Annotated in this window: 23 protein-coding genes; 11 read left to right on the forward strand and 12 right to left on the reverse strand. The window is 74.3% G+C overall.

What is annotated here, in order from left to right:
• Nucleotides 1-103: 103 nt before the first annotated feature.
• Nucleotides 104-1312, forward strand: coding sequence for an aminotransferase class V-fold PLP-dependent enzyme (locus ACY1JF_RS29665; protein WP_462708353.1), 1209 nt, complete (start codon nucleotides 104-106; stop codon nucleotides 1310-1312).
• An 80-nt stretch (nucleotides 1313-1392) separates the two neighbouring features.
• Complete coding sequence (locus ACY1JF_RS29670; RefSeq protein WP_462708354.1) at nucleotides 1393-2160, forward strand: class I SAM-dependent methyltransferase; 768 nt, start codon at nucleotides 1393-1395, stop codon at nucleotides 2158-2160.
• A 51-nt stretch (nucleotides 2161-2211) separates the two neighbouring features.
• On the opposite strand, the gene ACY1JF_RS29675 is transcribed toward ACY1JF_RS29670, so the two are convergent.
• Both ACY1JF_RS29675 and ACY1JF_RS29680 read right to left on the reverse strand, forming a co-directional pair.
• Nucleotides 2212-3066, reverse strand: coding sequence for a phosphotransferase (locus ACY1JF_RS29675; RefSeq protein WP_462708355.1), 855 nt, complete (start codon nucleotides 3064-3066; stop codon nucleotides 2212-2214).
• Between the two features lie 660 nt (nucleotides 3067-3726).
• Nucleotides 3727-4386 carry a TetR/AcrR family transcriptional regulator gene (locus ACY1JF_RS29680; protein ID WP_462708356.1) on the reverse strand — a complete coding sequence of 220 codons (660 nt, stop codon included), beginning with the start codon at nucleotides 4384-4386 and terminating at the stop codon, nucleotides 3727-3729.
• Between the two features lie 147 nt (nucleotides 4387-4533).
• On the opposite strand from ACY1JF_RS29680, the gene ACY1JF_RS29685 reads away from it, so the two are divergent.
• Together ACY1JF_RS29685 and ACY1JF_RS29690 are read left to right on the forward strand one after the other, a co-directional pair.
• Complete coding sequence (locus ACY1JF_RS29685) at nucleotides 4534-5820, forward strand: MFS transporter (RefSeq protein ID WP_462708357.1); 1287 nt, start codon at nucleotides 4534-4536, stop codon at nucleotides 5818-5820.
• Between the two features lie 11 nt (nucleotides 5821-5831).
• Complete coding sequence (locus tag ACY1JF_RS29690; protein WP_462708358.1) at nucleotides 5832-7604, forward strand: glycoside hydrolase family 3 protein; 1773 nt, start codon at nucleotides 5832-5834, stop codon at nucleotides 7602-7604.
• 653 nt (nucleotides 7605-8257) lie between these two features.
• On the opposite strand, the gene ACY1JF_RS29695 is transcribed toward ACY1JF_RS29690, so the two are convergent.
• Entirely contained in the window at nucleotides 8258-9061 is an 804-nt protein-coding gene (locus ACY1JF_RS29695) for an SDR family NAD(P)-dependent oxidoreductase (protein ID WP_462708359.1), read from the reverse strand.
• Between the two features lie 153 nt (nucleotides 9062-9214).
• On the opposite strand from ACY1JF_RS29695, the gene ACY1JF_RS29700 reads away from it, so the two are divergent.
• The 4 genes from ACY1JF_RS29700 (at nucleotide 9215) to ACY1JF_RS29715 (ending at nucleotide 13328) form a co-directional block, all read left to right on the forward strand.
• Nucleotides 9215-10303, forward strand: coding sequence for a sulfite oxidase (locus ACY1JF_RS29700; RefSeq protein ID WP_462708360.1), 1089 nt, complete (start codon nucleotides 9215-9217; stop codon nucleotides 10301-10303).
• Between the two features lie 76 nt (nucleotides 10304-10379).
• The gene (locus tag ACY1JF_RS29705; RefSeq protein WP_462708361.1) at nucleotides 10380-11297 is read left to right on the forward strand and encodes a Rieske (2Fe-2S) protein; all 918 of its coding nucleotides are present in this window, start codon (nucleotides 10380-10382) and stop codon (nucleotides 11295-11297) included.
• A 229-nt stretch (nucleotides 11298-11526) separates the two neighbouring features.
• Complete coding sequence (locus tag ACY1JF_RS29710; protein WP_462708362.1) at nucleotides 11527-12726, forward strand: hypothetical protein; 1200 nt, start codon at nucleotides 11527-11529, stop codon at nucleotides 12724-12726.
• Between the two features lie 11 nt (nucleotides 12727-12737).
• On the forward strand, nucleotides 12738-13328 hold the full coding sequence (locus ACY1JF_RS29715) for a hemerythrin domain-containing protein (protein ID WP_462708363.1): 591 nt from the start codon (nucleotides 12738-12740) through the stop codon (nucleotides 13326-13328).
• Between the two features lie 69 nt (nucleotides 13329-13397).
• Here ACY1JF_RS29715 and ACY1JF_RS29720 read toward each other — a convergent pair whose 3' ends face one another.
• The 7 genes from ACY1JF_RS29720 to ACY1JF_RS29750 form a co-directional block, all read right to left on the reverse strand.
• Complete coding sequence (locus tag ACY1JF_RS29720; RefSeq protein WP_462708364.1) at nucleotides 13398-13856, reverse strand: DUF6098 family protein; 459 nt, start codon at nucleotides 13854-13856, stop codon at nucleotides 13398-13400.
• A 215-nt stretch (nucleotides 13857-14071) separates the two neighbouring features.
• On the reverse strand, nucleotides 14072-14917 hold the full coding sequence (locus ACY1JF_RS29725) for an MBL fold metallo-hydrolase (RefSeq protein WP_462708365.1): 846 nt from the start codon (nucleotides 14915-14917) through the stop codon (nucleotides 14072-14074).
• A 112-nt stretch (nucleotides 14918-15029) separates the two neighbouring features.
• Entirely contained in the window at nucleotides 15030-15449 is a 420-nt protein-coding gene (locus ACY1JF_RS29730) for a CBS domain-containing protein (protein ID WP_462708366.1), read from the reverse strand.
• Between the two features lie 274 nt (nucleotides 15450-15723).
• Entirely contained in the window at nucleotides 15724-17169 is a 1446-nt protein-coding gene (locus ACY1JF_RS29735) for a glyceraldehyde-3-phosphate dehydrogenase (RefSeq protein WP_462708367.1), read from the reverse strand.
• Nucleotides 17170-17286: 117 nt separating this feature from the next.
• Entirely contained in the window at nucleotides 17287-18552 is a 1266-nt protein-coding gene (locus tag ACY1JF_RS29740; RefSeq protein WP_462708368.1) for an amidohydrolase, read from the reverse strand.
• A gap of 88 nt (nucleotides 18553-18640) precedes the next feature.
• On the reverse strand, nucleotides 18641-19684 hold the full coding sequence (locus ACY1JF_RS29745; protein ID WP_462708369.1) for a LacI family DNA-binding transcriptional regulator: 1044 nt from the start codon (nucleotides 19682-19684) through the stop codon (nucleotides 18641-18643).
• 99 nt (nucleotides 19685-19783) lie between these two features.
• The gene (locus tag ACY1JF_RS29750; protein WP_462708370.1) at nucleotides 19784-21547 is read right to left on the reverse strand and encodes a glycoside hydrolase family 35 protein; all 1764 of its coding nucleotides are present in this window, start codon (nucleotides 21545-21547) and stop codon (nucleotides 19784-19786) included.
• 352 nt (nucleotides 21548-21899) lie between these two features.
• Here ACY1JF_RS29750 and ACY1JF_RS29755 point away from each other — a divergent pair, with 352 nt between their 5' ends.
• Nucleotides 21900-22298, forward strand: a complete 399-nt coding sequence (locus ACY1JF_RS29755; RefSeq protein WP_462708371.1) for an SseB family protein — start codon at nucleotides 21900-21902, stop codon at nucleotides 22296-22298.
• 7 nt (nucleotides 22299-22305) lie between these two features.
• Here ACY1JF_RS29755 and ACY1JF_RS29760 read toward each other — a convergent pair whose 3' ends face one another.
• Nucleotides 22306-22704 (reverse strand): MarR family winged helix-turn-helix transcriptional regulator, encoded by a 399-nt coding sequence (locus tag ACY1JF_RS29760; RefSeq protein ID WP_462708372.1) that lies wholly within the window; start codon nucleotides 22702-22704, stop codon nucleotides 22306-22308.
• A gap of 257 nt (nucleotides 22705-22961) precedes the next feature.
• On the opposite strand from ACY1JF_RS29760, the gene ACY1JF_RS29765 reads away from it, so the two are divergent.
• Both ACY1JF_RS29765 and crcB read left to right on the forward strand, forming a co-directional pair.
• The gene (locus tag ACY1JF_RS29765; protein ID WP_462708373.1) at nucleotides 22962-23426 is read left to right on the forward strand and encodes a FluC/FEX family fluoride channel; all 465 of its coding nucleotides are present in this window, start codon (nucleotides 22962-22964) and stop codon (nucleotides 23424-23426) included.
• Nucleotides 23423-23797, forward strand: a complete 375-nt coding sequence (gene crcB, locus ACY1JF_RS29770) for a fluoride efflux transporter CrcB (protein ID WP_462708374.1) — start codon at nucleotides 23423-23425, stop codon at nucleotides 23795-23797. Before ACY1JF_RS29765 ends, crcB begins: the two co-directional genes overlap by 4 nt.
• Nucleotides 23798-23813: 16 nt before the next feature.
• On the opposite strand, the gene ACY1JF_RS29775 is transcribed toward crcB, so the two are convergent.
• Entirely contained in the window at nucleotides 23814-24884 is a 1071-nt protein-coding gene (locus ACY1JF_RS29775; protein WP_462708375.1) for a fatty acid desaturase family protein, read from the reverse strand.
• Between the last annotated feature and the right edge of the window lie 130 nt (nucleotides 24885-25014).

A 25014-nucleotide genomic window follows, 5' to 3' on the forward strand; every position in this document is an offset into this window, starting at 1 on the left:
GCGGCGGCGCTGGCGCGGATGGGGCATCCGGACGTGCGGAGCCTGGCGGGCGGGATCGTCGCCTGGCGGGACGCGGGCGCCCCACTGGTACGGGAGTGAGGTCATGGACGGACACACGCCTGACGAAGACCGCCTGTGGCAGCGGCGGCTGAGGGAGCAGTTCCCGATCATCACCGCCCATCCGGACCTGGCGTACCTGGACAGCGCGGCGACCGCGCAGAAGCCGCAGGCGGTGCTGGACGCCGTGCAGACCTACCTGACCACGTCCAACGCCAACGCGGGCCGGGGCACCTATCCCTGGGCCAACAGGACCACCGAGCTGGTCGAACGGGCCCGGCGGCGCGTCAAGGAGTTCCTCGGCGACCCCCGGCCGGAGCACTCCTCGGTGCACTTCACCAGCGGGACCACCGAGGGACTGCGCACCATAGCCCGGGACTGGCTGGCGCCCCGGCTCACCGACGGCGACGAGATCCTCGTCCCCTTCTCCGACCACCAGGCCAACCTGGAGCCCTGGCGGGAGACCCAGCGGCTGCTGGCCGCCCGGGGCGTCGACGTGCGCCTGCGGGCGCTGCCGTACCAGGCGGCCTCCGGCGACTACGACCACCGCGCCCTCACCGAGGCCGTCGGCCCCCGTACCCGCTTCGTCGCCGCCACCCACGTCCACCACGTCTACGGCGGCGACATGAACGTCCACCGCCTGCGGGCCGCCGTCGGCCCGCAGGTGCCGATCTGTCTGGACGCCGCCCAGAGCGTGGGCCACCTCCCCGTCGACGTCGGCGACCCGGACCTCGACGTCGACTTCGTGGTCTTCTCCGGGCACAAGGTGATGGCCCTGCCCGGCACCGGGGCGGTCTGGGCGCGCAACACCCGCGGCCCGGTCCTGGCCCCCGCCGGGTGGGAGGGCACCCCCAACACGGTGGGCATCGTGTCGCTGCTGGCCGCGCTGAACTGGCTCGACGCGGCCGGCGTCGACCGCGTCGCGCGGCACGCCGTCCGTCTGGCCACCCGGCTGACCGACCGGCTGCGGCTGCTGGACGCGTACGAGATCCTCGGCTGCGCCGCGAGCCTGGCCGCCGGCTCATCCCTGCCGCAGGGCCAGCGGCGACAGGGCATCGTCACCTTCCGGCACCGGGACATCCCCTCCGACGACCTCGGGTTCATCCTGTTCAGCCACGGGTTCATGGTCCGGGCCGACAGCCTCTGCCAGGCAGGCGCGGACGAGAAGGACGGGGTGGTACGGGTGAGCCTGCACGTGCACAACACGGAGGAGGAGATCGACCGCCTGCTGTCCGTACTCGAGTCGCTGGCCTGAATGGCTACTGACAATCGTTTCCATCTGTAGATTGCGTGGTAGTCGCGACAGATGAGAGACGAAAGAGGTGGCGCGACCAGATGGGCGTGAGCATGGAGACGGCCAGGACGTGGGTGGAGCGCTGGGAGCGGCAGCAGCGGCTGTACGCGGTGGACCGTGAGGAACGGTTCACCGTGATCTCCGACGTCGTCGAGCACCTCTGCGCCGGCCGCTCCCGGCCGCTCCTGCTCGACCTGGGCTGCGGACCGGGGTCCCTGTCGGCCAGGCTCGCCCGCCGGCTGCCCGGCGCGGAGATCGTCGCGGTCGACAGGGACCCCGTACTGCTGGAGCTGGGGCGCACCCATCACGCCGACGCCGCGCGGTACGTGGACGCGGTCATCGGCGAGGACGGCTGGACCGACGCCCTGGGGCTGCGCCGCGGCCTGGACGTCGCCGTCTCGACGACGGCCCTGCACTACCTTCCGGAACCCGTCCTGCTGGAGACCTACCGCGGCCTCGGCTCCCTGCTCCGTCCCGGCGGGGCTCTGATCAACGGGGACCACTTCCCGCCGGACGCGCGGTCCTGCTCCGACCTGACCGCCCATGTGGGGCGCTGCCGGGCCGAGCGCGCCGGTGACCACGGCCAGGAGGACTGGGACTCCTGGTGGGAGGCGGTGGCCGCCGACCCGGAGCTGTCCGATCTGTTCGAGCGGCGGGAGCGGTGCCGCCCCTCGTCCGGCGGGGGCGGCGGCAACCGGCACCTCTCCGTGCGCCGCCACGCGGAACTGCTGCACCAGGCGGGCTTTGGGCAGGTCACACCGGTGTGGCAGGTGGGGGACAGCTGTGTGCTGGTGGCGGTCAAGGGGTGAGGAGGGGCGAGTGCGAGGGCGGAGCGGCGCCTGGGCCCCGGAGGTCCGCGGTCAGCCGCGTGCGTCCGGGCCGTCGTCGCGCGCGAGCGCCGCGCGGATCCGGCCGAGCCACTCCCGGCCCAGCCGGCGTCCGTCCGGGAACTGGTCGTCCCGGTCCCAGCGCCAGGCCGTGATCATCGCCAGGACGAGGATCCGGCACCGGCGCAGCAGGTCCTGATCGGCGCCGGGGTAGTGCTCGCCGGCCGCTTCGGGCGCGTGGGCGAGGTCGAACTCGACGGGGCCGCGGCAGCACGTCTCCAGGTCGATGAAGAGCGGCCCGTGCCGCGTGGTGAGCAGATTGCCCGGGTGCGGCTCGCCGTGCAGCGGCTGCTCGGCGCCGCCGTGCTCGCCGATCGTCCGGCTCAGGTTCCGCAGCGTGCGGCCGAGCAGTTCCCGGTCCGCGTCGGCGAGCTCCGGGGTCCGGTCGCGGTCCGCCACGAGTCGCTGCGCCCGCTCGACCCGGTCCGTGAAGCGCGGTGCCGCCACGTCGAGTCCGCGCATGCCGGAGTGCAGCCGCGCGAGCACGCCGGCATAGTCGTCTGGTGGGACTTCCGCGGGCGTCACGGGTGCGTAGTAGGTCCAGAGCGTGATCACGAAGCCGTCGCGCTCATGGACGCGGGGCTCCACGCGAGGGTCGAGGGTGCCCACCGGGCACCCGGACGCGGCGAGCCGCTGGGCGAGGTCGACTTCGAACCGCGCGACCTGGTCCGTCTCAGGGGCCACCCGGGCCAGGACGTCACACGGCAACAGACGCAGTGTGAGCTTGTTCGAGTCGTGGAGGACGATCGCGTCGTCGACCGCCAGGCCGAGTGACGAGACCGCCGACCAGGCCGCGGCCGTCGCGCGCCGGACCTCTGAAGCGCGCATCGTCGTCCGCTCCCCTCTCCTTCGAGCGCTGTCGGACCCTCCGGGGCGGCGCTCCTCCCCGGCGACTGTACCCACGGACCGGCCGACGGCGTCGACGGCCGTTTTCAGCAGGGCTTGCAGGGGCGGTACCCGACGTCATCTCGCCGCCCGAGGGAGAACCGTATGTGACGGACGCCAGGCCGCGTCGCCGGACACCGTCCCTGATCAGCGGTTCCTGACGGGCCTTCCTCGCCGGCACCCGCCCGGGCGCCGAAGAGCCCCGCGCCGCCGGGCGGGTGTCCCACGGCCGCTCCCTGGACACCGCCCTGGCCTACGGGCACGGGCGGGGCGACGCCCACGCGGGTGCGTGCCGCGTGCGAGGAGGCCCGGGCCGCCCTGAAGAAGGCCCCGCCCTGAACGGCTGGCCGGGTCCGGAGCCGGACGGGGCCGGCGGGTGGGCCGAGCGCGTCCGGCCCCGGACCCGGTGGGGCGTCCGGCTCGCGGACGCGGTGGGGGGTCCGCCTGGAACGCCCCCCCGCCCGCCCTGACGCGCCTCGACGCGGACGTCGCCCGTCTCACGGCCCCGGACCGCACCGCGGAGACCGAACCCCTGACCGCGGCGGGCCCGCCTGCGCGACGAGGAGCGGCCCGGCACGGGGCGGTCCCCCTCGGGAGCCGCCCTCAGGGGCGTGCGGGCAGCCCGGAGCCGTCCACCGTGACCGACCGCAGCAGCCGGTCGAGGTAGGCGTGCAGCCGCCCGGCCATGTCGTACGTGTCCGGGGCGAGCGCCCACTGCAACTGGAGCCCGTCCATGACGGCCGCCGCCTCGCAGGCGATGCCCTCGCAGTCGGTGCCCGCCTTGAGTTCGCCCCGCTCGACGGCGGCGCGCAGCGGCCGGGCGGAGTGGTCGATGACCGTACGGTAGCGGTGGGTGAAGAACTCGTGCGCGGGGTGCCCCCGTTCGCCCGCCTCGGCGGCCAGGACGTTGAACATCCTGGTGCGGCCCGGCCGCGTCGCGTTGTACGCGGCGAGGGCGACCAGCGTCTCGAAGGCCTCGACGGCGGACCGCGCCTCGGTCGCGAAGAACCGGGCGACGTCCTGCTCGTCGCTGTGCCGCAGGACCGAGACGAGCAGATCCTCCTTGCTGCGGAAGTGGTGCAGCAGACCGCCCTGGGTGATGCCGACGTCCTTCGCGATCCGCGCGAGCGAGGAGGCGTGGAAACCCCACTGGGCGAAGTGCTCGACGGCCACGTCGAGGATGCGGGCGCGGCGCTCGTCGCCCACCGCGTAACCGCCGCGAGCCGTAGGTCTACGGGGCCTCGGGTCCTGGGTTCGGTCCATTTCCTCACCCTAGTCCGCGTCCCGGCAAGCCCTACGGGGGTGTGATTCAAGCCACTCGCAAAAACATAGTACCTACTCGGTTTGTGCGCTTAACGTGAGGGCGTCGGACGGCGACGAAGCCGTCCCCCTCCCCACTGGAGAGCCGCCATGGCCGTCATCCCCGACGCCGCGCCGGACGCCGAATCCTCCGCTCCGGCCCTGTCCACGCCACCCCAGCCCGCTTCCGGAACGCTGGTTTTCGGCCTCGCCTTCGCCCAGTTCGGCGTCATGCTCTCGCTGCTGACGCCGGTGATGGTCACCCTGGCGCTGCGGGTCGCGCAGATCGTCCCGGAGGCCGACCGGGGCGCCGCCCTCGGCCAGGTCCTCTCCCTCGGCGCGATCCTCGCGATGATCGGCAACCCGGTCTTCGGCTCCCTGTCCGACCGCACCCGCAGCCGCTTCGGACGCCGCCGCCCCTGGCTGGTCGGCGGCATGGCGGCCGGGTTCCTCGGACTGCTCGTGGTCGCCCTCGGCGGCAGCGTCCCGGTCCTCATGCTGGGCTGGGCACTGGCCCAGCTCGGCGGCAACGCGGCCCTGTCCGCGGTCGTCGCCGGCGTCCCCGACCTGGTGCCCGAGCAGCAGCGCGGCAAGGTCTCCGGCGTCATCGGCATGATGACCTCGGTGGCGATGGTCGTCGGCACCGTGCTGGCCAACGTCTTCGACGACAACCTCGCGCTGGCCTTCGTCGTGCCGGCCGTCGTCGGTCTCGCCGGGGTGATCTGCCTGGCCTGCGTGATGAAGGACCGCCCGGCCACGCCGGGCGCCTTCGCGCCGTACGGTCCGCGCGAGTTCCTGCGCTCCTTCTGGGTCAACCCGAAGCGGCACCCGGACTTCGCCTGGAACTTCACCGGCCGCTTCCTGGTCTTCATCGGCGCCTCCTGCGTCACCAGCTACCAGGTGTACTTCCTGATGGACCGCCTCGGGTACGGCGAGGACGAGGTCTCCGGTAAGGTCCTGGTCGGCACGGTCGCCATGGTCGCGGCGATCGTCGTCGGCTCGCTCCTCGGCGGCGCCCTCTCCGACCGCTCGGGCCGCCGCAAGCCCTACGTCCTCGGCTCCTCGCTCGTCCTCGCGCTCGGCCTGTTCCTCGTCGCGACGGCGCACTCCTTCCCGCTCTTCGTCCTCGCCATGGTCGTCTTCGGCTTCGGCGAGGGCCTCTACCTCTCGGTCGACGTCGCCCTCGCGGCGGCCGTCCTGCCCAACCCCGAGGAAGCCGCCAAGGACATGGGCGTCCTCAACATCGGCAACGCCCTCCCGCAGTCCCTCGTGCCGATCATGGCCCCTTCCCTGCTCGCCCTCGGCGGCGGCGGGAACTACAGCGCCCTCTTCCTCTTCGGCGGTGTCGCGTGCGTACTCGGCGCGCTCGCCGTCCAGTTCATCCGCAGCGTCAAGTGAGGCAGCCCGCCATGAAGCCCCAGGTCCGCGACGAAGGCCACCCCTACCAGAACCCCGAACTCCCCGTGGAGCAGCGGGTCGAGGACCTCATCTCCCGGATGACGGTGGCCGAGAAGGCGGGCCAGCTCTTCCACACCATGATCGCCATGAAGCCCGACGGCTCGACCGTCGAGAAGGGCGACGCGGGCATGGTGGAGCTGGACACCACCCGCATGCTGCACACGCAGTACCTCACCCACTTCAACCTCCTGGGCACGCATGAGCCCGGCGCCATGGCGCGCTGGCACAACACCCTCCAGGCGATGGCCGCCGACACCCGCCTCGGCATCCCCGTCACCCTCTCCACCGACCCCCGCCACGCCTTCACCGAGAACGTGGGCGCCTCCTTCGGCGCCGGCGCGTTCTCCGCCTGGCCCGAACCGCTGGGCCTGGCCGCCCTGCGCGACCCGGACCTGGTGCACGCGTTCGCCGACACCGTCCGGCGCGAGTACCTGGCGGTGGGCTTGCGCGTCGCCCTGCACCCGCAGATCGACCTCGCCACCGAACCCCGCTGGTCCCGCCAGAGCGGCACGTTCGGCTCCGACGCCGCCCTCACCGCACGGCTCGTCCGCGCCTACGTCCGCGGACTCCAGGGGGAGAAGCTCGGCCGGCACTCGGTCTCGGCGATGGTCAAGCACTTCCCGGGCGGCGGCCCGCAGAAGGACGGCGAGGACCCGCACTTCCCGCACGGCAAGGAGCAGGTCTACCCCGGCGGCATGCGCGACCTGCACCTGGAGCCGTTCAAGGCTGCGATCGCCGCCGGGTGCGCGCAGATGATGCCGTACTACGGCCAGCCCGTCGGCACCGACTGGGAGGAGGTCGGCTTCGGCTTCAACAAGGACGTCGTCCAGGGCCTGCTGCGGGACCGGCTCGGCTTCGACGGCATCGTCTGCACCGACTGGGGGCTGATCAGCGACGCGGAGATCTTCGGCGAGCGGCACGAGGCGCGCGCCTGGGGCCTGGAGTCGCTGTCGGAGGCGGACCGGGCGGCCCGGGTGCTGGAGGCGGGCTGCGACCAGTTCGGCGGCGAGGCCCGCCCCGAACTCGTCGAGGAACTCGTCGCCTCGGGCCGCGTCCCCGAGTACCGCCTGGACGCGTCCCTGCGCCGCGTCCTGCGGGAGAAGTTCGTCCTCGGCCTGTTCGACGACCCCTACGTCGACGCCGACCGGGCCGCCGAGACCGTCGGCCGCGCCGACTTCGCCGAGGCGGGTGCCCGCGCCCAGCGCCGCTCCCTGACCCTCCTCACCAACCGGGGGAACACCCTCCCGGCGGCCGGACGCCCCAGGCTGTACGTGGAGAACGTGGCGGCCGGCACGGCGGCCGGGTACGGCGAGGTGGTGGCGGACCCGGCCCGGGCGGACCTCGCCCTCCTGCGGCTGCGCACCCCTTACGAGCCCCGCCCGGGCAGGTTCGAGTCGCTGTTCCACTCCGGCCGGCTCGACTTCACCGAGGAGGAACTGAAGCCGATCCTCGACCTGCTGGACACGGTGCCGACGGTGGTCTGCATCAACCTGGAGCGGGCCGCGGTCATCCCGGAGATCGCCGACCGGGCCGCCGCGCTGATCGCCGACTACGGCGCCGACGACGCGGCGGTACTGGACGTGATCTTCGGCCGGGCCAGGCCCGAGGGCCGGCTGCCGTTCGAACTGCCCCGCTCCATGGCGGCCGTCGAGGCGTCCCGTCCCGACGTCCCCGACGACACCGCCGACCCGCTCTTCCCCTACGGGGCCGGCCTGCGGCTGTGACCGGCGGGGGCCCGGCGCGGGCCGCGCCCCGGCGGCCCGCGCGGTCCTCCGCCCGCGCCGCCGCGGTCCGGCCACGGGCTCGCCCGCCCGGCCGGCCGGCGAGACGGAAGGGTCCGTCCTCACGGCCGTGACCGGCGGGCCGGCGTCCGGGCGAGCGCCGAGCGGGCCGGGACCACCGAAGCGGCGGTCCGCCGGCCCGCGGAGAGCGGGGACGCGCTGGTCGCGGAGCGGCCGCGGACCGCCGCCGGCCACCGGGCGGCCTTCGACCGGGCCGAGGCGGAACACGCCGGACGGCCCGGGGACCAGATCCCGGGCCCGGCCCGTCCCGCCGCCGGGGGCCGCCGGAGGTCTCGCACCGGGACCGCCCGTTCACCGGCCCCCTCGCCGAACCGCCACCGCTCCCGCCCCGCACGGCGGGTGAACGGGCAGCACGGGGTCCGCCGGACCCGCGGGCCGGCCGGCCCGCCCGCCCCCGGGCGGACCGCGGCCGCTTCTGTGTCAGAAGGCACCCGGAACGGCGGCGTCGACCGGGCCGGGGACCGGCTGACCAGCGGCGTCGGGGGATCGTGGACCGGCACCACGCGCTTGACGGCCGCCGGCCCTCCCCGGCCCGGTGCGGTCGGGGCCGGCGCTCCCGCGCCACCCGCCGGGGGTCAGCCGCCCTCCCCGCGGGCCGCCGCCCGGACCGCCAGTTCGGCCTCGGCCAGGCGGATCAGCGGTGCCTGGTCCGCGAGCCCCGGCACGCACACCACCGCGCCGGTGTCCAGCGCCGCCAGCGAGGCGTCGACCACCTGGTCCACCGGCGTGCCGCCGTCCTCGTGCACGGACTGCTCGCGCCCCGGCACCGGCTCCTGCCCCCGGGACCGGTGGAACTCGGTGGCGGTCAGCCCCGGACACAGCACCTGCATCCGCAGCGGCGTACCGGCCAGCTCGGCGGCGAGCGTGCGGGTGAAGGTGACGACGTAGCCCTTGGTGCCGCCGTACACCGCGCGTTCGGGCAGCGGACGCGGCGGCAGCCCGCCCGCGAACGCCAGCTGCGAGGCGACGTTGACCACCGTGCCCCGCCCGCGTTCCAGCATGGCCGGAACCGCCGCCCGGGTGAGCGCGGTGACGGCGAGGACGTTGACGCCGAGGACCTTCGCCATCAGCTCCGGTTCGAGCCGGGCGAACGGACCGTAGCCGTTGATCCCCGCGTTGTTGAGCAGGAACCCGATGTCGTCGCCGGCCGCGCGCCGTACCACCCGGGCCAGGTCGTCCGGCTCGGACAGGTCGGCCACGAGCGTCTCCGCCGTCGTGCCCGTCTCCGCGCGCAGCCGCGCCGCGAGGTCGTCGAGCCGCTGCGCCCTGCGGGCCACCAGGACGGTGTCCCAGCCCTGTTCCGCGAGGCGTCGCGCGTAGGCCGCGCCGATGCCCGAGGAGGCGCCCGTCACCAGGGCCGTGCCGCGTTCCGCGCTCATCCGTGTGCCGCCTTCCGTACGTCCGGTCCGTCCGGCCGGTGACGCCCTGATCGGCGCCGGACGCCCCGGCGGGTCTCGTGTCCATGGTCGCCCGGACCGGCCCCCGGGGCGCTGCCGGGCGGGCACCGGGGGGAAGGCGGATAATCACGGCGTATGGGACTGTGGGGCAAACGGGACGACATGGTGGTGCACGAACGGGAGCCGTTCAACGCCGAACCACCGCCCGCCGCGCTGACCGGCGGCGGCACCACGCCCCCGGACGCCTTCTACAGCCGCAACCACGGCCCCGTCCCCGACATCGACCCGGCCCGGTGGCGGCTGGAGGTGGACGGCCTGGTCCAACGGCGGCTGAGCCTGTCGATGGCCGGACTGCGGGCCCGGTTCGAGGAGGCGGAGGTGACGGCCACCCTCCAGTGCGCGGGCAACCGGCGGACGGAACTGACCGGCGTGCGCGACATCCCCGGCGAGACACCGTGGGGGCCGGGCGCCCTCTCCACCGCCCGCTTCCGCGGCGTCCGGCTCGCCGACGTCCTCGCCCACGCCGGTCTGGACCCCCGCGCGGCGCACATCGAGTTCACCGCACCCGACGTCTGTCCGCTCGCCGACCCGCCGCAGCCCTACGGCGTCTCGATCCCGCTCGGCAAGGCACTCGGGCCGGAGGTCCTGCTCGCCTCGACCATGAACGACCGACCGCTGCCCCGGGTGCACGGAGCGCCGCTGCGCGTGGTGGTGCCCGGCTGGATCGGCGCCCGCAGCGTCAAGTGGCTGCACCGCGTCACCGCCCGGGCCACACCGTCCGACGCCTACTTCCAGGCCACCGCCTACCGGCTGCTCCCGGCCGACGCGGACCCCGGCCGCACCGGACCCGGGGCCGGCATCCCGCTCGGTCCGCTCGCCCTGACCTGCGCCGTCCTGTCCCCCGTCGACGGCTCCCGCCCGCCCGCCGGCCCGACCCGGATCACCGGCTACGCGCTGGCCGGCGAGGACCGCACCGTCGCCCGGGTCGACGTGTCACCGAACGGCGGCCGCTCCTGGACACGGGCCGACGTGGACGAGGCGGCCGGGCCGTGGGTGTGGCAGCACTGGCGCACCGTACTGGACCTGCCCGCCGGCGAGACGGAGGTCGTCGCCCGGGCCTGGGACTGCGCCGGTGCCACCACCCCCGAGTCACCCGCCACCGTGTGGAACCCCAAGGGGTACGCCAACAACTCCTGGGCACGTGTCCGCCTGCGCTGCGGCTGACCCGGACGGCCGGGCGTTTTCGCCCCGTGTCCCGGGGGACTCAGCGCTCATGAACAGAAAGCCAGGTCACCGCCGGATGAGGCAGAACCGCGTCCTGTGGCTGCTGGACGCCCTGGAACGCACCACCAGGGCGGACACGGTCATCGACGCCGTGGGCAGAGGAGTGCGGGCGCTGCCCCTGGGACCGGCGCGGGACGCGCTGCACGGACGGTGGCTCGGACACCCGGTGCACCCGCTGATGGTGCAGCTGCCGGTCGGCAGCTGGCTGTCCGCCGCGGTGCTCGACCTGTGCCCGGGCCGCTCCCGGGAGGCGGGTCTGCTGGTCGGCGTCGGGCTCGCGACCGCCGCCCCCGCCGCCGTGTCGGGCGCCGTCGACTGGGCGGAACTGCGCCCGCAGCAGCAGCGGGTCGGCCTGGTGCACGCCCTGGCCAACACGGCGGCCGTGGGCCTCTACGGCGCCTCCCTGGCCTGCCGCCTCACGGGCAGGCAGGCGGCCGGACGGGCGTACGGGTTCCTCGGCCTGACGGCGGTCGGCGTGGGCGGCATGCTCGGCGGTCACCTGGCCTACCGCCAGGCGGCCGGCGCCAACCACGCCGAGGAGGTGCCCCACGTCGTCACACCGGGCTGGCACCGGGTCGGCGACGTGGCGGAGTTCCCCGCCGGCGAGCCCGTACGGCGGACCGTGGACGACGTGCCGGTGCTGGTCGTCCGCGAGACCGGCGGCACCGTCCACGCGCTGGCCGAGCGGTGCAGCCACCTCGCCGGACCCCTGTCGGAGGGCACCGTCGCCGACGGCTGCGTCACCTGCCCCTGGCACGGCAGCGTCTTCCGGCTCTCCGACGGCTGGAACGTCCGCGGCCCCGCCACCGCGCCGCAGCCCGCCTTCGACACCCGCGTCGTCGACGGCCACGTCGAGGTGCGGCTGCGCGGGCAGGACGGCCCGGAGCCGGAAGCCGCCCGGCCCGGTGGGCAGACCCGCGGTCCCGGCGCCTGACGGCCCCGCGCGACGGCCGCCGGACACGTCGTACGCCGGACACGTTGTACGACGTGTCCGGCCGCCTCCTGCACTGAGCCACCAGGGGGAACCCTGCGGCCCGTGGACGTGAGCGGTGGCTCGAAACCGCCCCCGGCGGAAAGACTGCGAGAGCACATCCGTGCTCACCGCCGGAGACCGGGTACCCCGGCGACGCGTGAGTCCCCCCACGTCCCCAGGAGGCAGACGTATGACGTTCAATCCGCTGGAGCAGCGGGGCATCCCGCTCGACCGCCAGTTGCGCAACTGGCGCGAGCTGAACGTGGAGCCCATCGACCCCGACCGGTGCGACCCGTACACCCGGTGCCGGATCATCACCATGAACGGCATCGAGGTGGAGGCGATCCTCTTCAGTCACCAGCTCGCCCGGCACTGTCCGGATCCCGAGATCAAGCGGCAGCTGGCCCGCACCCGGTACATCGAGGCGCAGCAGCAGAAGGCCGTCAACTGGCTGCTCCCCGGCGTGTCGTCGGTACTGGAGACGACCATCGCCTACGAGCAGGTCGCCGTCGACCTGACGGCGTGGGTGGCGCGGATGGAGCCGGACCCGTACCTGAAGCAGGCCTACCAGTTCGGGGTGCTGGAGGACTTCGACCACCTGTACCGGTACGCGAACCTGTACGAGATGATCGAGCACCGCAAGGCGGAGTCGATCGTCGACAACCTCACCGAGGTCATGCCCGGCCGCCCCACCCGGTTCCACCACCGCGATCCGGTCGACAACGTCCGCGACCCCTACGACAAGGACACGACGAACCCGCTGTCCAAGCTGCACGCGCTGACCATCATGTCGACGGAGCAGCAGACCATGAACTTCTACATGAACACCGGCCCCACCTACATGGAGCCGATCGCCCGCCAGCTCTACCAGGAGATCGGGCTCATCGAGGAGGAGCACGTCACCCACTACGAGTCCCTCGTGGACCCGGGCGAGACGTGGTGGGAGCAGCTGGTCAACCACGAGTACAACGAGTGCTACCTGTACCACTCCTTCATGGAGCAGGAGAGCGACCCCAAGGTCAGGGCGATCTGGGAGCTGCACCTCAACATGGAGCTGGAGCACCTGCACGCCGCCTGCGACCTGATGCGCCGGCACGACGGCCGGGACCCCGCCTCGGTGCTGGCCCCGGAGCTGCCCAACGTGCTCACCTTCGAGCCGAACAAGGGCTACGTGCGGGAGCTGCTGGACACCCAGATGGACCTCACCACGCTCGGTGCCGGATACGTGCGCGAGGCGCACGAGCGGTTCGAGGCGATGCAGGAGCAGATCCACGGCGGCGAGGCCCCGCCCAGCGACCGCGTCATGCACGAGCACGACCAGATGTTCGGCCGCGAGTACCGCGTCCAGTCCGAGGGCGAGCACCCCGACCCGGCGCAGCGCGAGAAGTGAGGGGGCCCGACATGACCGAGCTGCACACCCCGCAGGCCGGGGACGACCAGGCCAAGGACGACGACGTCGTCGCCCTGCTGATGCGCCAGCACGGCGACATCCGCAACCTCTTCGACGAGGTCGAGGCCAGCACCGGAGAGGAACGCCGGGACGCCTTCCGCCGGCTGGTGCGGCTGCTGGCGGTGCACGAGACCGCCGAGGAGGAGGTGATCCATCCCTTCGCGCGGCGCGCGTTCGACGGCGGCGAGCAGGTCGTCGCCGACCGCCTCGCCGAGGAGAAGGCCGCCAAGGAGACCCTCTCGGCCCTGGACGACATGGACACCGACGACCCCGAGTTCATGCCCCGGCTGATGCGGCTGCGCACCGACGTCCAGGAGCACGCGCGGGCCGAGGAGCGCTACGAGTTCACCCACATCCGGCGCAGCACGGACACCGCCGGCCTCGCCGCCATGGCGCGGGCGGTCAAGGCCGCCGAGGCGATGGCGCCCACCCGCCCGCACCCGGGGGTCGAGTCGGGGGCCAAGAACATGGCCCTCGGTCCCGTCGCCGCCCTCATGGACCGCACCAAGGACGCCGCCCGCAGGGCCATGGGCAAGGACTGAACGCCGGCTCGGGACGGACGCCGGGCCCGGAGACGGTGAGCACACGCGAACGGGGACCCGGACCGGCGTTCACGCCCCGAGGGCGCCGTCACGGTTCAGCGGCCCCCATGGCCCGCGCTGCCGGCGAATGATCTCACCGGCCTCGTCGATCACCCGTGCGTCGATCCATCCCAGCGGCTCCACGTCCCTGACCAGCGGCTCGTTGTCCGGCCCCCGGGCCACCTCCCGGCCGGCCAGCACCCAGGGACGGGTGCCGGCGTCCTTCACCCGCGGCAGATGGGAGTAGTCGTACAGCCGCCGGGCGACCCAGACGCCCGGCGGCCGGTCGCCCCACCAGTCCTCGACGTCCAGCGGGCTGGCCGACAGACCGGGCATCGCCACGCCGGTCAGATCGTCCGTGCTGGAGATCGCCGACAGGTCCTTGTCGGGGCCCAGCGACCAGCGCACGTAGAGGCCGCGGCGGGTGGTCACCAGGCCGGTCAGGGCGCGCAGGGTGGTGAAGGTGGTCATGCGGGGGGTGCTCGTCATGGTCGTGCCGTTCTGCCGCTGGGTCGGGGGGCCTGCCCGCACGGGCCCGGGCCGCGTCACCGTCCTTGTGCCCGGCGCGGGACACGGGCCCCGCGCCGGAGCGGCGGCCGGCCCCTGCCACAACAGGCGTTTCCTCATACCGCCGCGAGTACCCGCGCCCCCGTCCGTTCACCTCGTCCCGTCCGGCGCTCGCGGTCGCCCAGGACGCCTCCGTGCTACGTGACGTCCGGCGGCCCGCCGTCGGGGCGCAGGACCGCCCGTTGGCCGCGGCGGCAGTGCACGATCCGGTCGGCGAGCCCCGCGCGGCCGGCTTCGGCCAGGAAGGCGTCGAGAGGTGAGCGGAAGACCGTGTAGTCGTCGTAGTGCACCGGCAGGATCAGCCGGGGAGCGAGCCGTCGCGCGAGTTCCGCGCCCTGGCGTCCGTCCATGGTCACCATGAATCCGCCCGGCAGCGTCGTACCGCCCAGGTGGAGCACGGCGAGATCCGTCGCGGGAAAGCGCCGGGCGATCTCGTCCAGGCCGTCGAAGAGCAGCGTGTCGCCGGAGAGGTAGAGACGGTGCCGCGCGGGTTCGCCGGGCGGTCCGAACTCCAGCAGGCTCCCCATCACCGGCGGCAGCAGACGCCGCAGCACCGGGTGGCCGGCGTGCCGGGCGGGCAGCGCGGTGACGCGCACCTGGGCGTCCCCGTGCCGCACGGTCTCCTCCTGCCAGGTGCGCAGTCCCACGGCCCGGTGGAAGCCGTGCACGCCCTGGAGCCGGCGGGACGCGTGCGGGGTGGTGACGACCGGCAGCGACCGGGGCAGGTGGCGCCTGGCCCGGCGGTCCCAGTGGTCGCCGTGCAGGTGCGACAGGACCACGGCGTCGAGGGCCGGCAGGTCGCCCGGGTCCAGGGCGGGTTCGGTCAGACGGCGGCTGACCAGCCCGTGACCGAGGTGGGCGCGCTGACCGCGGTGCAGGAAGTTCGGGTCGGTGAGCAGAGCCAGCCCGCGGTACCGGAGCAGCACGGTGGCGTTGCCGATGAAGTGGAGCCGCAGCGAGTCGTCGGGGGAGGGCGGGGCCATGGGCGATCGATCCTGTCCGGGAGCGGGCCGGGCCCGGTCGTCCGGGTCCTCGGACAAGGACGGAGTACCCGTCGCAAGACGGCTCACCCGGCCCCGTCCCGTCGCGGCGCCCTCAGCGGTCCGGCCCGGCCGCGCCGATCCGTGCCAGGACGCGCGTGGGGTCCTGGTCGACGGCCACGTCGCCCAGGGTGACGATGCCGACCGGCCGGCCGTCGTCGACCACGGGCAGCCGGCGCAGGGCCTTGCCCCGCATCAGCTGCACCGCCCGGTCGACGTCGTCCTCGGGGGCGACGCACACCACGTCGGTGCCGCACGCCTCGGCGACCGTCCGGGTAGAGGCGTCCCGGGCGTCGGCGAGGATGCGCACCGTCAGGTCACGGTCGGTGACCAGCCCGCGCAGCCGCCCGTCGTCCACCACCAGTACGGCGCCGATGTCCTTGTCGCGCATGACGCGGGCCACCTCCGTGACCGGGGTGTCCGGAGCCACGGTGACCGGGCCGAGGGTCATCACCTCGCGTACCTGTGGAGCCATTTCCTCCTCCTCGCCGGACAGCGGACGTGAAGGGGAGGTACCACTCCTGGGGCGGGTCGAACCCTGGAGCGCGCCGACCCGGCCGCCCGACATGGGTGTTGACGCGCCCCTCAGCCGCGGGCCGGTGTCCTGAGGCCCGCCACGGCCGGCGGCGGCCCCGGCGCCGGCGGCCCGGCCGGCAACGCGTCGGAGCGGAACACCGGTGCCCCGGCCGGGTCCGCGCCCCTCGCGCCCGGCCCGGCGGTGCGCCACCGCCGGGCCGGGCGCGGAGCCCTCAGACCTCGACCGCGGGGTAGGTCGGGTACTCCACGCCGGAGACGTGCTGGACGACCCGGACCACCTGGCAGGAGTAGCCGAACTCGTTGTCGTACCAGAGGTAGAGGATCGCGTTGTCGCCCTCGGCCTTCAGCGCGCCGGCGTCGACGATCGAGGCGTGCCGGGAGCCGATGAAGTCGCTGGAGACCGCGTCCGGGGCGGTGATGAAGTCGATCTGGCGCTTCAGCGGCGACGTCAGCGACACCTCGCGCAGGTGGTCCAGGACCTCCTCGCGGGTGGTCTCGCGGGCGAGCTGGAGGTTGAGGATCGCGATCGACACGTCCGGCACCGGGACGCGGATCGAGGAGCCGGTGATCCGCGCCTTCAGGTCCGGGAGCGCCTTGGCGACGGCCGAGGCGGCGCCGGTCTCGGTGATCACCATGTTCAGCGGCGCCGAACGGCCCCGCCGGTCGGACTTGTGGTAGTTGTCCAGCAGGTTCTGGTCGTTGGTGAACGAGTGGACCGTCTCCACGTGCCCGCGCAGCACCCCGTACTCGTCGGCCATCGCCTTCAGCGGCGGCACGATCGCGTTGGTGGTGCAGGAGGCGCAGGAGATGATCCGCTCGTCCGGCTTGAGGGTCTCGTGGTTGACGCCGTGCACGATGTTGGGGACGTCGCCCTTGCCGGGCGCGGTCAGCACCACCTTGTCGATGCCCGGGCGCAGGTGCTGCGACAGGCCCTCCCGGTCGCGCCAGCGGCCGGTGTTGTCGATGAGGATGGCGTTCTTGATCCCGTACGCCGTGTAGTCCACCGTCGTCGGGTCGGCGGAGTAGATCACCTTAATGGCGTTGCCGTTGGCGACGATGGCGCTGTTGGCCTCGTCGACGGTGATCGTGCCCTGGAACTGGCCGTGGATGGAGTCCCGGCGCAGCAGCGAGGCGCGCTTGACGAGGTCGCCGCCCCCGCTGTCGCGGACGACGATGGCGCGCAGCCGCAGTCCGTTGCCGGAGCCGGCCTTCTCGATCAGCAGCCGGGCCAGCAGCCGGCCGATGCGGCCGAAGCCGTAGAGGACGACGTCCCGCGGCTCACGGCGGTCGATCTTGTTCATCCCCGTGGCCCCGGCGACGGCCTCGGCGGTGAACTCGGCCACCGACAGCCCCCGGTCGTCGGCCTTGTAGGTCGCGGCGAGCATGCCGATGTCGATCTGGGACGGGCCGAGGTCGAGCGTGGTGAGCGCCTGGAGGAAGGGCAGCGTCTCGGTGACCGACAGCTCCGCGCCGGCGATCTGCCGGGCGAAGCGGTGCGTCTTCAGGATGCTGACCACCGACTTGTTCACCAGGGAGCGGCTGTGCAGCAGGACCGTCACGTCCCGCTCCCGGTGCAGCTTCCCGATCATCGGGATCATCGATTCCGCGATCTCCTCGCGGTTCTTCCAGTCGGTGAACGAGTCGTCGTTGACAGTCACGGTTCCATCTTTCGAGCTAGGCGGCGCTCATATGTTAACCACACCGTCCCGATGATCGATCAAGTGGGGGGAGGGGTGATCGGATGAGCGCCGTCCGGACTCGAGGGCGGACCCGCGCTACCCCGCCAGCCAGGCCAGCGCGCCCACCGTCAGCGCCCGTACGCCGGTGTCGAGCGTGGGCTGCGGGGCGGGGGCGAACCTCGGGCTGTGGTTGGACGGGACGTCCTGCCGCAGGGTGCCCCGCCGCTCGGCCCGGGCATAGGCCCGCGGCGGGATGCCGCCGATGCCCCAGTAGGTGTACGGCACGCCGAACGCCGCCGGGATCTCGCTCAGGTCCTCGCTGGCCGTCTGGAGTTCGACCGTGTGCAGGGCGTCGCCGAAGTGCTCCGCGAAGGCGCGGGTGACCGTGCCGGTCACACCGGGGTCGTTGACCGTCGGGGGGAACGACCGCAGGTGCTCGATCTCCGGCTCCCGCGGCGCCCCGGACGCCTGCGCCTCCGCGCGCACGATCCGCTCGACCGCGGCCAGCACCTGCTTCCGGACCGCCTCGTCGTACGTGCGCACGTTGAGCTGGAGGACGGCGTGGTCGGGGATGATGTTCGGCCCGGTGCCGGCCTGGACGCTGCCCACGGTGACCACGACGGGCGTGGTGGCGCCGGTCTCGCGGGAGGCCACCGTCTGGAGCCGGACCACGCACATCGCCGCCATGACGACGGGGTCGACACCGGTCTGCGGGGCCGAGCCGTGCGCGCCCCGTCCGTACAGGGTGATCCGCAGGTTGTCGGCGGCGGAGAGGAAGGAGCCGGGACGGGTGCCGACGTATCCGGCCGGGTACGGCAGTACGTGCTGGGCGAGGACCACGTCCGGCCGCGGCACCTTCTCCGTCAGACCGTCGTCGATCATGGCCCGGGCGCCGTCACCGTTCTCCTCCGAGGGCTGGAACAGCACGATCAGGGTGCCCCGCCAGGTGTCCTTCGGCGCCGACGCCATCAGCCGGGCGAACCCGACCATGCAGGCCACGTGGACATCGTGCCCGCAGGCGTGCATCACCGGCAGCTCCTGGCCCTGCGCGTCCTTCGCCGTGGCCGTCGACGCGTACGGCAGACCGGTCGCCTCCCGCACCGGCAGGGCGTCCATGTCCGCGCGCAGCAGCACCGCGGGGCCCGTGCCCCGCGTCAGCACTCCGGTCACCCCGGTCCCGCCCAGCCCCTCCGTCACCTCGTAACCGCAGCTTCGCAGGGCCTCGGCGGCCTTCTTGGCGGTGCGGTGCTCCTGGAAGCCCAGCTCGGGGTGGGCGTGGAGGTCGCGGTACAGGTCCTCGACGCCGGGCCGGATGTCGTCCAGCCCGGACAACACGGCCCGCGCTGCGGTCTCGACGGTCATGGCGGTGCCTCCCACTCGGTTGATCTCCACGCGTCAGCGAAACACCCCCGGGGGCGGCGCCGCAATCGGCCGGCAGACCGCGCCGGGCCTACCGCGCCGGCGGCGGCCCGCTGCTGCGCCGCACCACCAGCCCGGCCGGGACCGGTGTGCCGGGCGGCGGCGGCCCGGCGCCGTCGATCCGGTCGAGGAGCAGCCGCAGCGACCGGGTGCCGAGTTCGGCGAAGTCGGTGCGCACCGTGGTCAGCGGGGGCAGGAAGTGCGCCGCCTCCGGGATGTCGTCGTAGCCGACCACGCTGACCTCGTCCGGGACGGACCGCCCGGCCTCGTGCAGGGCGTGCAGGACGCCCAGCGCCATCTGGTCGTTGGAGACGAACACGGCCGTCGTGTCCGCCCGCCGCGCCAGCCGCCGGCCCAGTTCGTACCCGGCGTCCGCGCTCCAGTCGCCGACGAGCGGCTCGGGCACCGGGGCCCCGGTCTCCCGCAGAGCGGCCCGCCAGGCGGCCAGCCGCAGCTCGGCGGAGGTCCAGCCGGCCGGCCCCGCGATGTGGTGGACGGTGCGGTGGCCGAGGGAGAGCAGATGCCCGGTGGCCGCGCGGGCCCCGCCGCCGGAGTCACCGGCGGCCGAGGGGGTGTCGTCCAGCACCACCAGGGGCGTGGCCGGACCGGTGTCCGCCAGGGCCCGGCCCACCCATCGCTGCGGCGCGATGGCGATCACCCCGTCCGCGCCCTCGGCCGACAGCCGCTCCACCGCCTCGGCCACCGTCTCCCGGTCGGCCGTGTCCAGGGCGATGGAGCTGACCAGGTAACCGGCCTTCTGCGCCGCCGTGTCGATCGCGGCCAGGACGGCGGCCGGCCCGTAGCGCGCGGCGTCGAACGAGATGACACCGAGCATCCGGGTCCGCCCGCTGGCCAGGGACCGCGCGCTGCGGCTGGGACGGTACCCGAGCGCCCGCATGGCCGCCCGCACCGCCTCCCGGGTCTCCGGACGGACGGCGGGATGGTCGTTGAGCACGCGGGAGACCGTCTGCTTGGAGACACCCGCGCGGCGTGCCACGTCGTCCATCACGGGACGTGCCCCGGCGAAGCCCCGCCGGCTGCGCCGCGCGGGCCCCTGGGGCGCGCTCGGGCTCATACGGGTCCGTACCTCCGTGTCGGCGGGCGGCGGTACGGCGGACCCGTCCCGCCCGGCAGAAGCACAGCATAGGCCGGGCGGGACGGGCGGCGACACGGGTCAGACCTTGTCCGGCCCGAGGTCGGGGGTGTCGGTGAGCAGGGCCCGTCCGGCGACCGCGCCGTGCAGCTCCAGCAGGACCAGGTCGTTGGTCCCCGGGCGCAGCACCGGCGCGGGGACGTACAGCGTGCGCTGCGGGCCCCGGTTCCAGTAGCGGCCGAGGGCGAAGCCGTTGACCCACGCCTGGCCCTTGGTCCAGCCGGGCAGCGCCAGGAAGGCGTCGGCGGGCTCTGCCACCTCGAAGGTGCCGTGGTGATAGGCCGGAGCGGCGGACGGCCCGGTACCGGAGGCCGCGAAGCGGGCCGGGCCGGGCACGCCGTGCGGCAGCGGACGGCACTCCCAGCCGCGCAGCGCGGTCCCGTCGAGGAGGACCGGTCCGAGCAGGCCCTTGGGATCCCCGATGCGCGGCCCGTAGTTGACCCCGCCCAGGTTCTCCACCAGGACGTCCAGCACGGCGCCGGCGCGGGGGACGCGCACCGGCAGCGTCTCCTCGCCGCGCTCGCGCTCCAGCACCCCCGCCGGGGCGCCGTCGACGAAGACCTGGGCCCGGTCGCCGACCCCGCCGGTGAAGCGCAGCAGTCCGTCGCCGGCGGCCGGCACGGTGGTGCGGTACAGGGCCAGGCCGGACGCCTGCCCCAGCCGGTGCATCGGCAGCGGATCGTCGCCGCGCGCCGCCGCCCCCGAGGCCGCGGCGTACGGCAGCAGCGGCACGCGCCGGTCCAGTTCCACCTCCGTGGGCGGCAGCCGGGGCCCGGCGGCCGGGACGGGTTCGTCCGGCACCGGGGCGTGGCGGGCGATGACCTCGCGGAAGGCGTGGTACTTCGGCCCGGGGTCGCCCCACTCGGTGAGCGGGGCGTCGTAGTCGTACGACGTGACGGTGGGGGCGTAGGCGTGGTGGTGGTTGGCGCCGTTGGTGAGGCCGAAGTTGGTGCCGCCGTGGAACATGTACAGGTTCACCGAGGCACCCGCCGACAGCAGCCGGTCCAGGTCGGCGGCGGCGTCCGCCGCGTCCCGCACGTGGTGCGGCCCGCCCCAGTGGTCGAACCAGCCGATCCAGAACTCGGCACACATCAGCGGCCCTTCGCCCCGGTGGGCGCGGAGCCTGCCGAGCGACTCCTCGACGCGGCTGCCGAAAGTGGCGGTGGTGAGCACGCCCGGCAGGCTCCCGGCGGCCAGGTGCGCCGGGTCGGCCTGGTCGCAGGTGAACAGCAGCTCCTCGACGCCGCGCGCCCGCAGCCCCTCGGCCAGGTGCTCCAGGTACGCGGTGTCGTCGCCGTACGCCCCGTACTCGTTCTCCACCTGCACCGCGATCACCGGCCCGCCGGACGCGGCGAGGTGCGGCAGCAGCGGGGGCAGCAGCAGGTCGAAGTAGCGGTCGACGGCGCCGGTGAACCGGGGGTCGCCGCTGCGCAGCCGGATGTCCCGGTCGGCGGTGAGCCACGCGGGCAGCCCGCCCCCGTCCCACTCGGCGCAGATGTACGGGCCGGGCCGCAGCAGCACCCGCAGCCCCTCCTCGCCGGCCAGCCGCAGGAAGCGCGGCAGGTCGAGGATGCCGCCGAGGTCGAGTGGACCGTCCGGGTCCGGCTGGTGCAGGTTCCACGGGACGTACGTCTCCACCGTGTTGAGCCCCATCAGGCGGGCCTTGCGCAGCCGGTCGGCCCACTGCCGCGGATGGACCCGGAAGTAGTGCAGGGCACCGGAGATGATGCGGAACGGCTCGCCGTGGAGCAGGAATCCGTCGGACGTCGTCGTCAGGGCGGGCATACGGGGGTTCCCTTCGAGGGGACGGGGCGGGGCGGGACGCGGGACCGATGGGCCGCGGGACGTGTCACCGGTGACACGACCCGCCGGGCACCGCCGTGCGCGAGCGTGCCGCGTCGGACGCCCGGCGGGCGCCCACGGATCGTGTTACCGGTAACATGACACCGTCGGCCGGGCCCCGGGTCAACCCCCGCGCCGTCTTTCCCCAGGGCCGGCCTCCTCCCCGGCGGCCGGTGCGCGAGCCGCGCGCCCCGGGCGGGATTGCCGCCGCCCCGGCCGGGTACGCGAGGCGGGACCACGCCCGTGCCGGTCATCACGGGAACGGGCAGCACACCGCCGCTACCAGGGAACCGCCATGGAGACACCCGCGAACGACAACACCGCGACCCCCGCGCAGCGGGCGCTGGACACCCTCGCCGGGAACACCGCGGACACGGCGGCGTTCGACACCCTGGCGGGCAGCGAGGTGCTCGTGCCGGTGCCGGACGACGCGAGCGACGAGGACGCCGGCGCGACCACGCTGGCGCTGCCCGTGCTGGAGCAGTCGGGCGGCGGGCAGGTGGTGCCCGTCTTCACCTCGGAGCTGGAGATGGCCGGCCTGCTGCCGTTCGTCTCCCGGTACCGCCTGGTGCCGCTCGGCGCCCTCGCCGCGCAGTGGCCGGCCGACGACCTGTCCCTGTCCATCGACGCCGGCTCCGAGCACCGGCTCACCCTCACCTCGGACGGCGTCCGCACCCTGCTGGCCCGGCCCTGACCGGGCCCTACGGGCAGTCGTCGCCCAGCGTCCGGGCCAGCACCGCCCGCTGCAACGGCAGGGTCTGGGCGTACCGGTCGCGGCCCTCGGGGGTCAGCTCCACCCACACGCCGCGCCGGTCCTCCAGGCAGACGGTGCGCCGCACCAGGCCGTCCCGCTCCAGCCGGGCGATCAGCCGGGACAGCGCGCTCTGGCTGAGGTGGACCCGGCCGACGAGGTTCTGCACCCGGCAGTGGTCCCCCTCCCCGTGCGCGGCGGCGGCGAGGAGGTCGAGCACCTCGAAGTCGCTCGCGCCGAGGCCGTAGGGGTGCAGTACCCGGTCGATCTCACAGGACGTGCGCGCGTGCACCGCGAGGATCTCCCGCCACCGGTCCTCCAGCCGCACACCGGCCGTCTTCGCTGCCATATCCGCATGGTAGTACCGGTCCGTGCCCGCATCCGCCGGACCGCGGCCGCGCGGCGGCCGGCACACCACCGGTGCCCCGTGCCCCGCCCGCCCCGGCCGCGGCGCCGCCCGCGTTACGCTGGTCACCGGCCGCGCCCCCCCTCGCGCGGCGCGGCAGAGGGGCCCGCCGCACCCGGACCGCGGCACGGGCGCCGCCGACGGTCCCCGCTTGCGCACGAGGGCATCCCACGCCGGCGAGTAGGAAGACGCACCGCCTCATGACCACCCCCGAGACCGAGGGCGCCGCCGCGCCTCCCGCCGCCCCGGCCCGCCCCGACCGGAGCGGGCCGCCCGTGGTGGCCGCCGTGGCGCTCGGCGGGGGCGCCGGAGCCGCCGCCCGCTACGCGGCCACCCTGCAGTGGCCGGCCGGACCCGGCGGCTTCCCCTGGACCGCCTTCTGGGTCAACGTGGCCGGCTGCGCCGTGATCGGCGCGTTCATGACCCTCACCGAGGTGTGGCCCGTCCACCGCCTGCTGCGCCCCTTCTTCGGCACCGGGGTGCTCGGCGGCTTCACCACCTTCTCGACGTTCACCGCCGACTTCCGGCAACTGGCCGGCGCCGGGCACCTCCGCGTCGCGGCGGCCTACCTCGCCGCCACCCCGCTCGCGGCGCTCGCCGCGGTCTGGCTCGCCGCCTCGGTCACCCGCCGGGTCCTGTCGGCGGCGGGCGGGCGGTCCCGGTGAACTGGCTGCTCGTCGTCGTGGGCGCCATGGCGGGCGCCCCGCTCCGCTACCTCACCGACCGCACGGTGCGCGCCCGGTACGGCTCGTCCCTGCCCTGGGGCACCTTCCTGGTCAACGTCACCGGCTCGCTGGTCCTCGGCCTGCTCACCGGCGCGGCCCTCACGGGCGCGGCGGGCTCCCGCCTCCAGCTGCTGCTCGGCACCGGCCTGTGCGGAGCCCTCACCACGTACTCGACCTTCTCGTACGAGACCCTGCGGCTGGCAGAGGCCGGGGCCGGCCGGCACGCCCTCGGCAATGTGCTGCTCAGCGTGGCGGCCGGCGTCGGCGCGGCCTTCGCGGGCACGGCCCTGGGCGGGCTCCTGCGGGGCTGAGCCCCGCTCCCGCCGGTCACCCGGCGACGCGCAGCGGCTCCCCGGCGCCGCGCAGGTGCCGCAGCGCCTCCCGGTGCGAGGCGAGCAGCCCCGTCCGGTGGTAGGGGACGCCCAGTTCGGCGCAGTACCGCTCGGTGATCCGCTGCGCCCGGGCCAGGGCGGGCGTCGGCATGCTGGGGAAGAGGTGGTGCTCGATCTGGTGGTTGAGGCCGCCCATGAGCGCGTCGGTGAACGCCCCGCCCCGCACGTTGCGCGAAGTGAGCACCTGACGGCGCAGGAAGTCCAGACGCGTGCCCTCCTCGATCATCGGCATGCCCTTGTGGTTGGGCGCGAAGACCGAACCCAGGTAGATCCCGAACAGGCCCTGGTGGACGGCGACGAAGACGAGCGCCTTGCCGGGGGAGAGGACCGTGAACAGCCCGCCGAAGTACAGCGCGAAGTGCGCCACCAGCAGCGTGCCCTCCAGCACCGGCCGCTTCACGGCCGGGCCGCGCAGCGCCTTGAGGCTGTGGAAACTCAGATTGAGGCCTTCGAGGGTCAGCAGCGGGAAGAACAGCGCGGCCTGGTGCTTGCCGACGAACCGCGCGATGCCCCGGGCGCGGCGCGCCTGCCGCCGGGACCACACCAGGATGTCGGGCGAGACGTCCGGGTCCTTCTCCTCGTGGTTGGGGTCGGCGTGATGACGCGTGTGCTTCTTCATCCACCAGCCGTAACTCATGCCGAGCAGCAGGTCGGCGGTGAACAGACCGCCGGCCTCGCTGGGGCGCCGGCGGGAGAACACCTGGCGGTGGGCGAGGTCGTGGGCGGCCAGTCCGAGCTGGCCGAAGACGACGGCCAGGGCGACGGTGACGAACAACTGCCCCCAGCTGTCACCCAGTGCCAGGAACGCCGCCACGCTCCCCGCGAGCGCGGCCCCCACCGTGCCGAAACGCACCGTGTAGTACAGCGGGCGCCGCCGCAGCAGTCCCGCCGCGGTGACGCGGCGGGAGAGTTCGGCGAAGTCGCTGCCCCTTTCCCCTCCCCGCGCGGGCCGGCGTATGGACGTGTTGTCTGTGCGCACCGTCACGGGCGCCGTCGGATCGACCATGTGCCTCACTATGTGAACGGCCCCGCGGCAGCGGAATGATGCCTTCCCCCCGCCCCGGCAGGTGCTCACCCCCCTGCCCGGGGTGGGGCCTGCCCCCGTCGCCGCCGCGGCCACCGGCGCCGGCATCACC

It is taken from the genome of Streptomyces sp. SYSU D01066-1 (assembly GCF_054956795.1).